Genomic DNA, 14,153 nt, shown 5'->3' with positions numbered 1-14,153 from the left:
GGATCTACGCTGAAGTGGCAAACGATCTGTCAGCGGAGGGAGCACGTCATGGTCGACCCCGAGGGAGCGCACGTCCCTGAGGAGCAGCGACTGGGCCCCGTACTGCGCCGGCACGACCAGGTGCAGACCGGCACGACGACGGACCAGCGGCTGCTGGACTCCGAAGGCCCCTCCGAGTGGGTGCACACCGACCCCTGGCGCGTGATGCGGATCCAGTCGGAGTTCGTCGAGGGCTTCGGCGCGCTGGCCGAGCTGGGCCCGGCCGTCAGCGTCTTCGGCTCGGCCCGCACTCCGCGCGGCACGGCGGAGTACGACGCGGGCGTGCGGCTCGGCGCCGCGCTGGTGAAGGCCGGATTCTCCGTGATCACCGGCGGTGGCCCCGGGGCCATGGAGGCCGCCAACAAGGGCGCCTTCGAGGCCGGCGGCACCTCCGTCGGGCTCGGCATCGAGCTGCCCTTCGAGCAGGGCATGAACGAGTACGTGAACCTCGGGGTGGACTTCCGCTACTTCTTCGTCCGGAAGACCTGTTTCGTGAAGTACGCGCGCGGCTTCGTCGTCCTCCCCGGTGGACTCGGCACCCTCGACGAACTCTTCGAGGCGCTGACCCTCGTCCAGACCCGCAAGGTCACCCGCTTCCCGATCGTGCTGTTCGGCTCGGACTACTGGAGCGGGCTGCTCTCCTGGCTGCGCGAGACGGTGGTCTCCCAGGGGAAGGCGTCGGTGCACGACCTGGAGCTGTTCCACCTCAGCGACGACGTCGACGAGGCGATCGCCCTGGTGACCAAGGAGGTCGGGATCTAGGACCGGGACCGGGGCCGGGGGCGGGGACGCGGGGCGAGGGCGGTGGCGATACAGGGCCGGGGCGGGGCGCGCACGGCGTCGCGGCCCCGCCCCCGATCCGACGACCCGGCCCCGGCCGTCCCCTAGGGAATCCGTTCGCACGCCCTCTGGGCGCGCCTCCTTACGCCAGGCCGCGGCGGGCGACCGCCGGCGGGCGGTGGCCGGCGATCGAGGCCACCATGTCCAGCACCTGGCGGGTCTCGGCGACCTCGTGGACGCGGTAGACCTGGGCGCCCAGCCAGGCGGAGACGGCGGTGGTCGCGAGGGTGCCCAGCACCCGCTCCTTGACCGGCTTGTCCAGCGTCTCGCCGACGAAGTCCTTGTTGGACAGCGAGACCAGCACCGGCAAGGGGGTGTCCCCTGCGCGAGCGAAGCCGAGAGCTCGGGGAACGGCCTCCGCCATCTCGCCGAGCCGCCGGGTCGCCTCCAGGCTGTGCCGGGTGTTCTTCCCGAAGTCGTGCCCCGGGTCGATCATGATCCCGTCCCGCCGGACGCCCAACTCCACGGCCCGCTCGGCCAGTCCGAGCGTCACCCGCAGGATGTCGGCCATCACGTCGTCGTAGACCACCCGGTGCGGCCGGGTACGCGGCTCGGCGCCGCCCGCGTGCGTGCACACCAGGCCCACGCCGTACCGCGCGGCGACCTCGGCGAGCCGCGGGTCGACCCCGCCCCAGGCGTCGTTGAGCAGGTCGGCGCCGGCCTCGCACACCGCCTCGGCGACCTCGTGCCGCCAGGTGTCGACGCTGATCACCACGTCGGGGTGGCGGCGCCGCACCTCGGCCACGAAGCCGACCGTGCGGCGGGCCTCCTCCTCGGCGTCCACCTCCTCGCCGGGGCCGGCCTTGACGCCGCCGATGTCGATGATCGCGGCGCCCTCCGCGATCGCCTGTTCCACGCGGTGCAGCGCGGGTTCGTCGCGGAAGGTCGCACCCTGGTCGTAGAAGGAGTCCGGCGTCCTGTTGACGATCGCCATGATCACCGGCTCATGCGCCCCGAACTCGCGTTTTCCCAGCCGCAGCATTCCCTTGACTCCCTCTCCGTGGTCCGGGAGCGACCCTAACTGTCAGACCCGCATGGCACGATCGGTGCAGGCACTCAGTCCGGGGAGTTGGTCGTGTTCTGGTTCATGCTGATCGCGCTGGTCGTGGTGGTGGCCGCGGTCACGCTGGTCGTCGTCGGCGGGGGAGACGCCGGCGGGGAGGGCGGCGGCCTGCGCGAGGCCGAGCCCGCGGGCCTGTACGACCCGCTGCCCCAGGACCGCCCGCTGGCCCGGGCCGATGTCGAGGCCGTCCGGCTGCCGATGGCCGTCCGCGGCTACCGCATGGACGACGTCGACGACGTCCTGGACCGCCTCGGCGCCGAGCTCGCCGAGCGGGACGCCCGGATCGCCGAGCTGGAGGCCGCGCTGGCCGGCGCCAACGCCGCGGCGATGGGCGGGCCGGGCCTCATAGAGGGTGCGTCGCCGGTGCCGCCCGCGGTCGGACCGGCCGGGCGGCCGGGTACGCCGGGCGGTGCCGCGGAGCCCGACAGTCCGGATGGCCCCGAGCGGGGAGACCGCCGCGCCGAGCGCGGAGAAGGCGAGGAGCAGGCATGAGCGAGCACAGCATGGGGGTCCCCCCGGCCGAAGGTTGGGGGAGAATCATCACGGGGTGCGCGCCTCGCGAATGCGCGGGCGAGCGAAGCGAGTTCTCGGCATGAGCGGAGTGGTGACGGCGCCCGACGGCGTCCCGCGCTGTCCCTGGGGCATGGAATCCGAGCAGATGGCGGACTACCGCGTCTACCACGACACGGAGTGGGGCCGTCCGGTCCACGGCGACGACGCGCTCTTCGAGCGGATGAGCCTGGAGGCGTTCCAGTCCGGGCTGTCCTGGATCACGATCCTGCGGCGCCGCGAGGGGTTCCGCACCGCGTTCGCCGGCTTCCGCATCGCGGAGGTGGCGCGGTTCACCGACGAGGACGCCGAGCGACTCCTCGTCGACCAGTCCATCATCCGCAACCGCGCCAAGATCGCCGCGACGATCGCCAACGCCAAGGTCGCCGCCGACCTGGCCCCCGGCGAGCTCGACGCGCTGATCTGGTCCTACGCCCCGGCCCGGGCCGGCCGCCCGGCGCCGCGCACCAGCGGCGAGCTCCAGCCGGTGACACCGGAGTCCACCGCGCTCGCCAAGGACCTCAAGAAGCGCGGCTTCCGGTTCGTCGGCCCGACCACCGCGTACGCCATGATGCAGGCGTGCGGCCTGGTCAACGACCACCTCGCGGACTGCCATGTGCGCGCGGCGGTGGAGGCGGCGGCCGCCTGACCGCCGGCCGGGCCCGCCGCCCGTTCACCGCGCGCCGGGCTCAGCGCCCCAGGAAGACCGGCTTCTCCTTCTTGACGAACGCCTCCACCGCGCGGTGGTGGTCCTCCGAGGCCCCGGCCCGGACCTGGAGCTCGTCCTCCTTCTCCAGGGTCTCGGCGAGCGCGCGCCCGGAGCCGAAGGCCAGCGACTCCTTGATCGCGGCGTAGGCGGCGGTCGGCCCCTCGGCCAGCCGGCGGGCCACCGCCGCCGCCTCGTCGGCCAGCTCGTCCGCGGGGACGACCTTGTTGGCGATGCCCAGCTCGTGCGCCTCCTGGGCGCCGACCGAGCGTGGGAAGAGCAGCAGATCGGCGGCCCGGCCCTGGCCGATCAGCCGCGGCAGCGTCCAGGACATCCCGGAGTCCGCGGTCAGTGCCACCCCCGCGAACGAGGTGTTGAAGGAGGCCGTGTCGGCGACGACCCGGTAGTCGGCGGCCAGTGCGAAGCCGGCACCGGCGCCCGCGGCGACCCCGTTGACCCCGGCCACCACCGGCTTGGGCATCCCGGCCAGCGCCGTGACGATGGGGTTGTAGTGCTCCCGCACGGTGTTCATGGTGTGCCCGGTACCGGTCTTCCGGTCCTCGGCCAGCAGTCCGATGTGCTCCTTGAGGTCCTGTCCGACGCAGAACGCGCGCCCGGTGGCGGTCAGCAGCACCGCCCGTACGGCCGGGTCGGCGGCGGCCTCCTGGAGGATGTCCCGGAGTGCGACCTTCGCCTCCGTGTTCATCGCGTTCATGGCATCGGGGCGGTTGAGAGTGACCGTCGCCAGTCCGTCGGTCACGTCGTAGAGCACGGTGTCGGCCATAGTGGAGTCCCCTCCGTCGCGGCTCTGGACTGCCCGGTAACGGCAGCCAGCGCTCAGGATGCCGGAGATCATCCGGCGTCGGCATGTGACGTACGTCAAAGATTGTGGGCGCGAGGGGTGGCGGAGAGTGGCGCAGTATCGCAGGGCGCTCCCCGAATTGGGTGGGTTTGCGGGAGCGCGTTGCCAAAGGGATGCCCCCTGATGTTGGTCATCGGGTCGTTCGATGCGGGATAATGGCCTGGAAGCAATGTGTTCGACGCCGGTGACACGCGCCTAATAAGGCCGTCGGCTGAGATGAGCTGGTTTCAGGAAGGGGAACGAGCATGGCGGCCATGAAGCCGCGGACGGGTGACGGCCCGCTCGAGGTGACCAAGGAGGGGCGGGGCATCGTCATGCGCGTTCCGCTCGAAGGCGGCGGTCGGCTCGTCGTCGAGCTGACCCCCGACGAGGCCAAGGCCCTGGGTGAGGCCCTGGAGAAGGTCACCGTCTGACGAGGGCGGAGAAACCGCTGCGGTTTTCGGGGACTCCACCCCGGTACCTCCAGCCAGATACCCCGGCCCCGGCACGCGGCACGCCAAGAAACGGCGTGCCGCGTGCCGGGGCCGTTTCGCGTGCCCGCGCGCGGTCGCGGACCGGTGCTCCGGCCGGGGCGGGGACAACCGGCTCAGCCGCGCTTGACCGCGCAGAGCAGCCCGTCGCCGACCGGTAGCAGGGCCGGCACCAGTGCGCTGCTCTCCCGAATGGCCCGCAGCAGCTCGCGGACCCGCAGCACCTCGTCGGGCTGCTCCGCGGAGTCCACCGTCCGGCCGTCCGCGAAGACGCCCTGGAAGCAGACGAGGCCACCGGGGCGCAGCAGACGCAACGATTCAGCGAGGTACTCCAGGTACTCCATGAGGTCGCCGTCGCAGAAGACGAGGTCGTAGCCGCCGTCCGCCAGGCGCGGCAGGACGTCCAGGGCCCGGCCCGGGATGAAGCGGGCGCGGTTGCCGGCGAAGCCCGCGGCGCGGAACGCCTGCTTGGCGAAGGTCTGCCGCTCCGGTTCGAGGTCCACGGTGGTCAGCACGCCGTCCGGGCGCATGCCGTGCAGGAGGTAGATGCCGGACACCCCGGTGCCGGTGCCGATCTCGGCGACGGCCTTGGCGTCGGCGGTGGCGGCGAGCATCCGCAGGGCCGCGCCGGTGCCGGCGGTCACCGTGCGGACACCGACCTCCCGGGCGCGGTCGCGGCACCAGAGCAGGGCGGTGTGGGCGTCGTCGTCGAGAGTTCCGGCGCCGTACGCCTCGGCGAATGCCAAGCTCGTCTGCCGGTTGCCGGTAATGGCCCTCTCCTGTCCCCGTAGTTGACGCAACCGTGACTGTATCCGCTGTGCGCGGGAACCCGCAGATGGGACCGGGCGTTAGGAGAGGGCGAGGGGAGAGACGGGGGGACGCACCGGTGGATACCGCGCAAGAGGCCCGGCGAGAGCCGCGGCAGGACGAGAAGCCAGACCAAATGCTGGTCAAAACTGCTTATCCGGAGCTAACGGGCGAGGTGGATATGGTAGGGGCTCTACTGGACACCACCAGAGCCACCAGGGGAGGTGCGGCTGCGGCGGGTGACCGAAGGGTGCGCAGGCGCTTGCGACGGTCGTTCACCGGGCCGAAATCCGTGACCAACACCGCTGACCGATTCCGCCCTCACGGCCCCAAGGCCAGGGGAGGGGCCCCCATCGCCGACGCCCCCACCGCGACCTTCGCCGCCGACGCGGACGTGCAGGCGTGGTCTCCGCCCACCTGGGAGGAGATCGTCAGCACGCACAGCGCACGGGTGTACCGCCTCGCCTACCGCCTCACCGGCAATCAGCACGACGCCGAGGACCTCACGCAGGAGGTGTTCGTCCGCGTCTTCCGCTCGCTGTCGACGTACACCCCCGGCACCTTCGAGGGCTGGCTGCACCGCATCACGACCAACCTCTTCCTGGACATGGTCCGCCGCCGCCAGCGCATCCGCTTCGACGCGCTCGGTGACGACGCCGCCGAGAAGCTCCCCAGTCGTGAGCCCGCACCGCAGCAGCAGTTCGACGACACCCACTTCGACGCCGACGTCCAGCACGCGCTGGACACCCTCGCGCCCGAGTTCCGCGCCGCCGTGGTGCTCTGCGACATCGAGGGCCTGTCGTACGAGGAGATCGCCGCGACGCTCGGCGTCAAGCTCGGCACGGTCCGCAGCCGGATCCACCGGGGCCGCTCCCACCTGCGCAAGGCGCTCAAGCACCGCTCGCCGGAGGCGCGCGCGGAGGAGCGCCAGGAGCAGCGGCGCGAGCAGCGGACCCTGGCCGTGGTGCCCAGTAGGGAGGTCGGAATCGCGTGAGCGGCAGTGGCGGTCCGTCCCCCGCCGAGCAGCATCTCGGCGACCGCCTCGCGGCCCTGGTCGACGGTGAACTGGGGCACGACGCACGGGAGCGGGTGCTGGCGCACCTCGCGACGTGCGGGAAGTGCAAGGCGGAGGCCGACGCGCAGCGCCGGCTGAAAAGCGTGTTCGCGCAGGCGCTGTCCCCCGGGCCCTCCGAGGGGCTGCTGGCGCGCCTTCAGCAGTTGCCCGGCGGCGATCCCGACGGGCCCGGCAGCCGGCTGGGCAACGGCACCTTCGGTCGCGGCGAGTTCGTCCGCGGCGACGGTGCGTTCCGTTACGTGCCCTCGGACGACCACCTCGGTGGTGCCATGGCGGCCGTCGCCGCCCCGTCCCGGGCGCGCGGCTTTCGGGTGCAGGAGCCGGAGCGCGGCGTCCCGCAGCGGCGCCGGCTCGCGTTCGCGGCGGCCGGGGCGGTCTCGTTGGCGGCGTTCGCGCTCGGTGGCGCCCTCCCGCTGGAGGCCGCCGTCGACGTGCCCGGCCCCCGCGCCGAGGGCAGCGGCACCGCGGTCACCCCGCTCGGCGCCCGTCCCGCGGCCGGCTCCGGCGTCTTCTCCGGCGGTGCGGAGGGCCCGACCACGCGTGAGCCCGGTCCCGGGTCCTGGCCCTCCGCCAGCGACCCCACGGGCGCTCCCGCGCCGAGCCCGATGTCCCTGCTCGCGCCGGGCGAGAGCCGCCCCTCGGACGCGGTGCCGGCGTTCAGCCCCGCGCCCGGCCGTTTCGGACTCTCGCCGCTGATAGCCGCCACGGGCCCGGCGGCGGATTTCCGCTTCGCCCAGTTGTCCGCCTTGAGTGGCAACGCCCCGGTAAGTCATGTGCCGCCGTCGCTGCCGCCCCTGGAGCCGATGCGGCCGCTGCTCGGCTCGCCGGCCCCCACCGGCCAGGCCGCCTCCGGCCCGCACTGACCGGGCTCTGCGCGTCCCCGCCCGGAACTGGTTGAATCCCTTCTCGGGCGGCGCGCCCCTGCCCGGGGCGCGTACCGCACGGGCCTGTCGCCGGACAGGCCCCAGGTGGCGGTGGCCCGCGCAGGGGCGCGGGTGAATTGTTGGGGAGAGCATGGACGACGCGAAGGCCGCCGGGCCCAAGCTGAAGTGGTGGAGCCGCCCGGAGCAGGTTCCGGGGCCCGGGCAGTCCGCTCCGGCGGCGGCCGGGGAGCCGGAGCCCGGTGCGTCCGGGGCCGAGGCGTCGGGCGACTGGGTCGTCCGTCCGCCGCAGCCCGCGCCCACGGCGGCGGCCCGCACGGCGCCGGACGCCGCAGGTGCCGCAGCGGCCACGGAGGCCGCGGAAGGCACGGATGCCGCGGGAGCCGCGGGTTTCCAAGAGGCCGGTGCAGAACGGGAGTTGGCCGCCGCGCCGGCGGAGATGTCCGGGGCGGCGCCCGCGGCGGAGGCCGCCGGTGCCCACCCCGTCGAGGACGCGACGGCCGCGCCCGCCCCCGCGGAGCGCCCCGCCGCGACCATGACGCTCGGTCAGGTGCCCGCCGGTGCCCGGACCGATCAGCTGCCCGACCCGCGCACCGAGCCCCCGGTGGCGCCCGACGCCGCACCCCCTGCCGCGCCCCCCGCCCCCACCGGCGGCGTGCCGCGGCAGCGGCCACTGCACCCCGAGGACCCGTACGGCACGCCGCCCTACGGCGGCCCCGGCCCGTGGGCGCCGGCCCCGCTCGTCCAGCGCCCGACGGCCACGCCCGCCCACGGCACCGTGCTCCCGCCCGCGCCACCCGCTCCGCCCGCCCCGGCGCCGGCGGCCCACGCCGCCCCGCAGGACGCCCCGGCCGGCCCCGTCGCCGCACCGAGGCCGACCGGCCCCGAGCTGGCCGAGGGCGGCTTCGTCCCGCACCCCGGAGACGGCGGCCCCCGCCCCGCGCCCCCGGCCGCGCCCGCCGCCTGGCAGCAGTACGACCCCTGGAGCGCGCCCCGGCCCGCCGGGCCGGCCGTCGCGCCCCGGCCCCGGCCGCGCGGCCGGCGCTCCGGGCTGGTGGCCGGCGCCGTGGCGTTGGCGCTGCTGGCCGGCGGCGTCGGCGGGGTGGCCGGCGCATACGTCGAGCGGTACGGCGGCATCGACGACATCAAGCTGCCCCAGGTGGCGGGGGACGCGGGGAGCCGCAGCCCGGAGAGCGTGGCCGGGATCGCCCGGGCGGCGCTGCCCGGCGTGGTGACCCTGCACGTCCGGGGCAACGCCGAGCAGGGCACCGGCACCGGCTTCGTGCTCGACCGGCAGGGGCACATCCTCACCAACAACCACGTCGTCGAGCCGGCCGGGACCGGCGGCGAGATATCGGTGACGTTCAGCGGCGGGCAGACCGCCCGGGCGAAGGTCGTCGGGCGGGACGGCGGCTACGACCTCGCGGTGGTCCAGGTCGAGGGCGTCACCGGGCTGCACCCGCTCACCCTCGGCGATTCGGACGCGGCCCAGGTCGGCGACCCGGTGGTGGCGATCGGCGCGCCCTACGACCTCGCCAACACCGTCACGTCCGGGATCATCAGCGCCAAGCAGCGACCGATCACCGCGGGCGGCAAGAAGGGCGACGGCGGCGATGTGTCGTACGTCGACGCGCTGCAGACCGACGCACCCATAAACCCGGGCAACTCGGGCGGGCCCCTGGTGGACGCCAAGGCCCGGGTGATCGGGATCAACAGTGCGATCCGGGCGGCCGACAGCGGCAGTGGCGGGCTGGACGGCGGCGGCCAGGGCGGCTCCATCGGGCTGGGCTTCGCCATACCGATCAATCAGGCCAAGCGGGTGGCCGAGGAGCTGATCAACACCGGCCGGGCCACCCACCCGGTGATCGGCGTCACGCTGGAGATGGAGTACGCCGGCGACGGCGCGCGGGTCACCGAGGGCGGCAAGACGGGCGCGCCGCCGGTCACCCCCGGCGGTCCCGGTGCCAAGGCCGGCATCCGGCCGGGCGACGTCATCACCCGGGTGGACGGAGCGCCGGTGCACAGTGGTGAGGAGCTGATCATCAAGGTCCGCAGCCACCGGCCGGGGGACACGCTCACGCTGACGGTCCAGCGGGGCGGCGCGGAACGGCCCGTCCGGCTGACACTGGGTTCCTCAAGCGGGAGCTGATCGTTTGTACGGTGTTGGTACGGGCGACTCCCCCCCGACGCCCGGGGCCAGGTACCGTGAGAGGCGGCCTTGGCCCAAAGGCCCTCGAAGGCCGCGGATACCCCAAGGAGCTGCAAGGTGTTCTTCGACATAGGACCCCTAGAGCTGGTTGCGATCGTGGTCCTCGCGGTGCTCATCTTCGGCCCGGACAAACTGCCCAAGGTCATCCAGGACGTGACGGGGTTCATCCGTAAGGTCCGGGCGTTCTCCGACAGCGCCAAGGAGGACATCCGCAGCGAGCTCGGCCCGGAGTTCAAGGACTTCGAGTTCGAGGACCTCAAGCCGCGGAACTTCGTCCGCAAGCACGTGCTGGAGAAGGACGAGTACGGCCTGCGGGAGCTCGCCGAGATCCGCGACGGCTTCGACCTGAAGAAGGAGATGGCCGACGTCACCGAGGCGGTCCGGGACTCCACCGCGCCCCGTCCGGCGCCGGCTGCCCCCGCCGCGTCCGGTGGTGCGCCCCTGAGCCTCTCCAAGGAATCCCCGGCCGCGTCCGGCGGCCGACCGGACATGTTCACCAAGGGCGCCGACCCGTCCCGCCGGGAGCCGCCCCCGTTCGACGCCGACGCGACCTGACATCTCGTATGCCCGGCTGGGTTGACCCCACTGGCTATGCTCCGGGTGTCCGGGGTGAGGTCGCCTGAGGGGGGCGGGCCGCCCACGACGCAGGGCAACGAGGAGGCTCCGCGCAGATGGAGACGACGAGTCGGGCGGTCACCCGCGAGGTGTCCGCCGATACCGGCCGGAAGGTCGACGGCTATCTGCTGGCCGCATTCCCGTGGTACGGCCTCGATGAGGCGTTCACCGGACCGCGCTGGCTGATGCAGGTCGGCTCGGCCGCGGACGGCACCGTCGAGCACGGTGCGACCGGTCATGGCGTGGAGCCCACCATAAAGGTCGAGAAGCCGGAGGACGAGCGCTTCGCGGTGGTGGTGACGGTCGCCAGTCGCCCGGTGCGGCGCAGCGCGGACGGCACCGGCGTCCTGGAGGCCACCTCGGTCTCGACGGCGGCCTGGCTGGCCGGTTCCGGTCTGCTCTCCCACACCTGGCCGACCCAGATGGACCGGACGCTGCGCCAGGACTGGCTGGACCAGCAGACGACACTCGCCTGGGAGTTGGCCGACGACCTCGGCGAGGAGAGCTGGAGCGAGCTGATGCTGCCGGTGGACGGGGTGCCGACGCCGTTCTGCTACCGGGAGTCCGAGTACGGCTGGGTGCTCGCCGGGACCGCCGGCCAGGAGGGGCCGGAGGGGGTGCACCTCGGTGCCTACGGGCGGGGGATGAGCGCGTACGGCCTGGGCTTCTCGGTGATCAAGGACCTGAGCGCCTACGGGGGCTGAGCGCCCGCAGGGGGGCGCGTGCGGGACGAGGTGCGGCCCCTTCGGGCGGCGCGCGCGGCGCACGCAAAAGGGCGGACCATTGCGGATCCGCCCTTCCCGGCGTCGCACGGGACCGGTGACCGGCCCGTGGCGATCAGAACTTGTTGCGCGGGGTGATCCCCAGCGACATGCCCGCCAGACCGCGCTGACGGCCGCCCAGCTTGCCCGCGATGGCGCGGATCGCCGCACCGGCGGGGGAGTCCGGATCGGTCAGCACCACCGGCTTGCCCTCGTCGCCGCCCTCGCGCAGCCGGACGTCGATCGGGATGGCGCCGAGCACCGGGACCTGCGTGCCGGTGGTCTTCGTCAGGCCCTCGGCGACCCGCTCGCCGCCGCCGGTGCCGAAGACGTCGACCATCTCGTCGCAGTGCGGGCAGGGCAGCCCGGACATGTTCTCCACCACGCCGACGATCTTCTGGTGGGTCTGCACGGCGATCGAACCGGCCCGCTCGGCGACCTCGGCGGCGGCCTGCTGCGGGGTGGTGACCACCAGGATCTCGGCGTTCGGGACGAGCTGGGCCACCGAGATGGCGATGTCGCCGGTGCCCGGGGGCAGGTCCAGCAGGAGGACGTCCAGGTCGCCCCAGTAGACGTCGGCGAGGAACTGCTGGAGGGCGCGGTGCAGCATCGGGCCGCGCCAGACGACCGGGGCGTTGCCCGGCGTGAACATGCCGATCGAGATGACCTTCACGCCGTTGGCCGACGGGGGCATGATCATGTTCTCGACCTGGGTGGGCCGCCCGTCCGCACCGAGCATCCGGGGCACCGAATGGCCGTAGATGTCGGCGTCGACCACGCCGACCTTGAGGCCGTCGGCGGCCATCGCGGCGGCGAGGTTGACCGTCACCGACGACTTGCCGACGCCGCCCTTGCCGGAGGCCACCGCGTAGACCCGGGTCAGCGAGCCGGGCTTGGCGAAGGGGACCTCCCGCTCGGCGGTGCCGCCGCGCAGCGCCGTGGCCAGCTCCCGCCGCTGCTCGTCGCTCATCACGTCCAGCTCGACCGCGGCGCGGGTCACACCGGGCACCCGCTCGACGGCCTCGCGGACGTTGCTGATGATCGTCTCCCGCATCGGGCAGCCGGAGACCGTGAGGTAGACCACGACCGCCACCGAGCCGTCCGCGGCGACATCCACCGATTTGACCATCCCCAGTTCGGTGATGGGGCGGTGGATCTCGGGGTCGTTGACCGTCGCGAGCGCTTCGCGGATCGCGTCCTCGCTCGGCGCGGAGCCGTTGGGCTGGGGCGTGTCTGTTGCCATGACTTGATGGTACGGCGGCTGAGGCCGCCTCCGGAAAGGTCCTCAGCGGTCGCGTTCGTCACGCTCCGGGTGCTCGCCGTCGGCCGTCTGTCGCAGTTCCAGCTCCCGCAGCAGATCCTCCAGTTCGGAGCGGATCCAGTCGCGGGTGGCGACCTCGCCCAGGCCCATCCGCAGTGCCGCGATCTCCCGGGTCAGATACTCGGTGTCGGCGATGGAGCGCTCGTTCTGCTTGCGGTCCTGCTCGTGGGTGACCCGGTCGCGGTTGTCCTGGCGGTTCTGCGCCAGCAGGATCAGCGGCGCCGCGTACGACGCCTGCAGCGAGAGCGCCAGGGTCAGGAAGATGAACGGGTAGTTGTCGAACCGCAGAGAGCCGGGCACGGTGACGTTCCAGCCGATCCACAGGATGATCGTGACCGTCATCCAGACGATGAAGCGGCCGGTCCCCAGGAAGCGGGCGATCTTCTCGGACATCCGCCCGAACGCCTCCGGGTCGTACTCCGGGAAGAACGTCCGGCGCGGTACCCGCGGGAGGTCCAGCCGCACCCGCGGCCGCGGCTCGGAGCCCCGGGACCGCTCCCCGGCGCCGCCCCGGCGCACCGCCGAGGCACCGTGCATCCGCCGCTCCTTGGGGTTCTCCCGGTCCTCAGGGCCCATCGGCGGTCTTCCCGTGCGGCTCGACGGCATCGTCGCCGGTGGCCGTGCGGCCGTGCAGCCCGGCCTCCCGCCAGTCGTCCGGCAGCAGGTGATCCAGCACGTCGTCGACGGTGACCGCGCCCAGCAGCGCCCCGCCCTCGTCCACCACCGGCGCCGCGACCATGTTGTACGCGGCCAGGTAGCTGGTCACCTCGGGCAGCGGGGTGTCCGGCGGCAGGGCCGGCAGATCGGTGTCCACGATGAAGCTGACGAGGGTGAACGGCGGGTCCCGCAACAGCCGTTGGAAGTGCACCAGGCCCAGGTACTTGCCGGTCGGCGTCTCGTCCGGCGGGCGGCAGACGTACACCTGGGCGGCGAGCGCGGGGGAGAGGTCCGGGTCGCGCACCCGGGCCAGCGCGTCCGCGACGGTGGCGTCCGGGCGCAGCACGATCGGCTCGGTGGTCATCAGGCCGCCCGCGGTGCGCTCCTCGTAGGACATCAGCCGCCGGACGTCCGCCGCCTCCTCCGGGCGCATCAGGGTCAGCAGACGCTCCTTCTCGTCCTCGGGGAGTTCGGAGAGCAGGTCGGCGGCGTCGTCCGGGTCCATCGCCTCCAGGACGTCGGCGGCCCGTTCGTCCTTCAGCTTGCCGATGATCTCGACCTGGTCGTCCTCCGGCAGCTCCTCCATGACGTCGGCCAGCCGGTCGTCGTCGAGCGCCGCGGCGACCTCGGCGCGGCGCTTGGGGGTCAGGTGGTGCAGGACGCCGGCCAGGTCCGCCGGGCGCAGCTGCTCGAAGGTGGCGAGGAGGTTCTCCGCGCCCTGCCCGTGCTCCTCCAGGGAGAAGCCGGTCACCGCCGACCACTCCACCGTCAGCGTCTCGCCCTTGCGCCGCAGCGCCCCGCCCTTCCCGCGCCGGACGAAGACCTTGTCGATCTCCCAGTCGCGGCGGGCCGGCAGCTGGGTGATGCCGATGTCGAGCACGGTGACCTCCTCGCCGGTCTCGACCAGCCGCACCCGCCGGTCCAACAGCTCGCCGAAGACCAGCGTCTCCGACGCCCGCTGCTCGAAGCGCCGCATGTTGACCACGCCGGTGGTGACGATCTGGCCGGACTCCACGCCGGTCACCCGGGTCATCGGCACGAAGATCCGGCGCCGGCTGATCACTTCGACCACCAGCCCCAGCAGCCGCGGCGGGCGGTCCCCGACCCGGAGCAGCGCGACGAGGTCCCGCAGCCGCCCGACCTGGTCGCCGTTGGGGTCGAACACGGCGATGCCGGAGAGGTGGGAGACGAAGATCCGGGGAGTGACCACCGCCATGGAAAGCGCCGCCCTTCTCCCTTTCCGTCCGGATAGCTCCATAAAAGACCGGAGAGCAATGCATTGATCCGGGTTCAGGCTA

The 14,153-nt window shown here is 73.3% G+C and carries 15 protein-coding genes; 9 read left to right on the top strand and 6 right to left on the bottom strand.

The genetic code is table 11. From position 1 onward, the window contains the following. Positions 1-48: 48 nt before the first annotated feature. Positions 49-801, top strand: a complete 753-nt coding sequence (locus SNOUR_RS15045) for an LOG family protein (protein ID WP_067347201.1) — start codon at positions 49-51, stop codon at positions 799-801. 160 nt (positions 802-961) lie between these two features. Here the strand turns inward: SNOUR_RS15045 and folP are convergent, their stop codons facing one another. Further along, positions 962-1,861 (bottom strand): dihydropteroate synthase, encoded by a 900-nt coding sequence (gene folP / locus SNOUR_RS15040; protein WP_067347199.1) that lies wholly within the window; start codon positions 1,859-1,861, stop codon positions 962-964. Between the two features lie 93 nt (positions 1,862-1,954). Between folP and SNOUR_RS15035 the strand changes: the two genes are divergently transcribed. Together SNOUR_RS15035 and SNOUR_RS15030 are read left to right on the top strand one after the other, a co-directional pair. Beyond that, complete coding sequence (locus SNOUR_RS15035) at positions 1,955-2,434, top strand: DivIVA domain-containing protein (RefSeq protein ID WP_067347198.1); 480 nt, start codon at positions 1,955-1,957, stop codon at positions 2,432-2,434. 100 nt (positions 2,435-2,534) lie between these two features. Next, positions 2,535-3,140, top strand: coding sequence for a DNA-3-methyladenine glycosylase I (locus SNOUR_RS15030; RefSeq protein ID WP_067347196.1), 606 nt, complete (start codon positions 2,535-2,537; stop codon positions 3,138-3,140). Between the two features lie 40 nt (positions 3,141-3,180). Here SNOUR_RS15030 and chcB read toward each other — a convergent pair whose 3' ends face one another. Then, positions 3,181-3,981: a 2-cyclohexenylcarbonyl CoA isomerase gene (chcB, locus tag SNOUR_RS15025; protein ID WP_067347194.1), complete on the bottom strand. Its 801-nt coding sequence runs from the start codon at positions 3,979-3,981 to the stop codon at positions 3,181-3,183. 323 nt (positions 3,982-4,304) lie between these two features. On the opposite strand from chcB, the gene SNOUR_RS15020 reads away from it, so the two are divergent. Further along, positions 4,305-4,472, top strand: a complete 168-nt coding sequence (locus SNOUR_RS15020; protein WP_003985072.1) for a DUF3117 domain-containing protein — start codon at positions 4,305-4,307, stop codon at positions 4,470-4,472. 173 nt (positions 4,473-4,645) lie between these two features. Here SNOUR_RS15020 and SNOUR_RS15015 read toward each other — a convergent pair whose 3' ends face one another. Then, a complete protein-coding gene (locus SNOUR_RS15015) occupies positions 4,646-5,329 on the bottom strand; it encodes an O-methyltransferase (RefSeq protein WP_067347193.1) in 684 nt (227 codons plus the stop codon). 299 nt (positions 5,330-5,628) lie between these two features. Here SNOUR_RS15015 and sigE point away from each other — a divergent pair, with 299 nt between their 5' ends. From sigE to SNOUR_RS14990, 5 genes are all read left to right on the top strand, one after another. After that, positions 5,629-6,330 (top strand): RNA polymerase sigma factor SigE, encoded by a 702-nt coding sequence (gene sigE, locus SNOUR_RS15010; RefSeq protein WP_039633050.1) that lies wholly within the window; start codon positions 5,629-5,631, stop codon positions 6,328-6,330. Beyond that, complete coding sequence (locus SNOUR_RS15005) at positions 6,327-7,274, top strand: anti-sigma factor family protein (RefSeq protein WP_067347191.1); 948 nt, start codon at positions 6,327-6,329, stop codon at positions 7,272-7,274. The genes sigE and SNOUR_RS15005 overlap by 4 nt, the downstream gene beginning before the upstream one ends. Positions 7,275-7,425: 151 nt before the next feature. Then, complete coding sequence (locus tag SNOUR_RS15000; RefSeq protein WP_067347190.1) at positions 7,426-9,441, top strand: S1C family serine protease; 2,016 nt, start codon at positions 7,426-7,428, stop codon at positions 9,439-9,441. Between the two features lie 117 nt (positions 9,442-9,558). Continuing rightward, the gene (locus tag SNOUR_RS14995; RefSeq protein WP_067347188.1) at positions 9,559-10,056 is read left to right on the top strand and encodes a sec-independent translocase; all 498 of its coding nucleotides are present in this window, start codon (positions 9,559-9,561) and stop codon (positions 10,054-10,056) included. Positions 10,057-10,172: 116 nt separating this feature from the next. Continuing rightward, positions 10,173-10,820, top strand: a complete 648-nt coding sequence (locus SNOUR_RS14990; RefSeq protein ID WP_067347186.1) for a hypothetical protein — start codon at positions 10,173-10,175, stop codon at positions 10,818-10,820. A gap of 133 nt (positions 10,821-10,953) precedes the next feature. Here the strand turns inward: SNOUR_RS14990 and SNOUR_RS14985 are convergent, their stop codons facing one another. From SNOUR_RS14985 to SNOUR_RS14975, 3 genes are read right to left on the bottom strand one after another with little or no spacing between them, the layout of a single operon-like run. Then, positions 10,954-12,120 carry an Mrp/NBP35 family ATP-binding protein gene (locus SNOUR_RS14985; protein WP_067347184.1) on the bottom strand — a complete coding sequence of 389 codons (1,167 nt, stop codon included), beginning with the start codon at positions 12,118-12,120 and terminating at the stop codon, positions 10,954-10,956. Positions 12,121-12,162: 42 nt separating this feature from the next. After that, the gene (locus tag SNOUR_RS14980; RefSeq protein WP_067347182.1) at positions 12,163-12,774 is read right to left on the bottom strand and encodes a DUF1003 domain-containing protein; all 612 of its coding nucleotides are present in this window, start codon (positions 12,772-12,774) and stop codon (positions 12,163-12,165) included. Continuing rightward, positions 12,764-14,071, bottom strand: a complete 1,308-nt coding sequence (locus SNOUR_RS14975; protein ID WP_067347181.1) for a magnesium transporter MgtE N-terminal domain-containing protein — start codon at positions 14,069-14,071, stop codon at positions 12,764-12,766. Before SNOUR_RS14975 ends, SNOUR_RS14980 begins: the two co-directional genes overlap by 11 nt. Positions 14,072-14,153 lie beyond the last annotated feature (82 nt).

The organism is Streptomyces noursei ATCC 11455 (assembly GCF_001704275.1).
Taxonomy (GTDB): domain Bacteria; phylum Actinomycetota; class Actinomycetes; order Streptomycetales; family Streptomycetaceae; genus Streptomyces; species Streptomyces noursei.
Note: the sequence above shows the minus strand (reverse complement) of the source record. Positions and strands in the feature narration are given on the sequence as shown.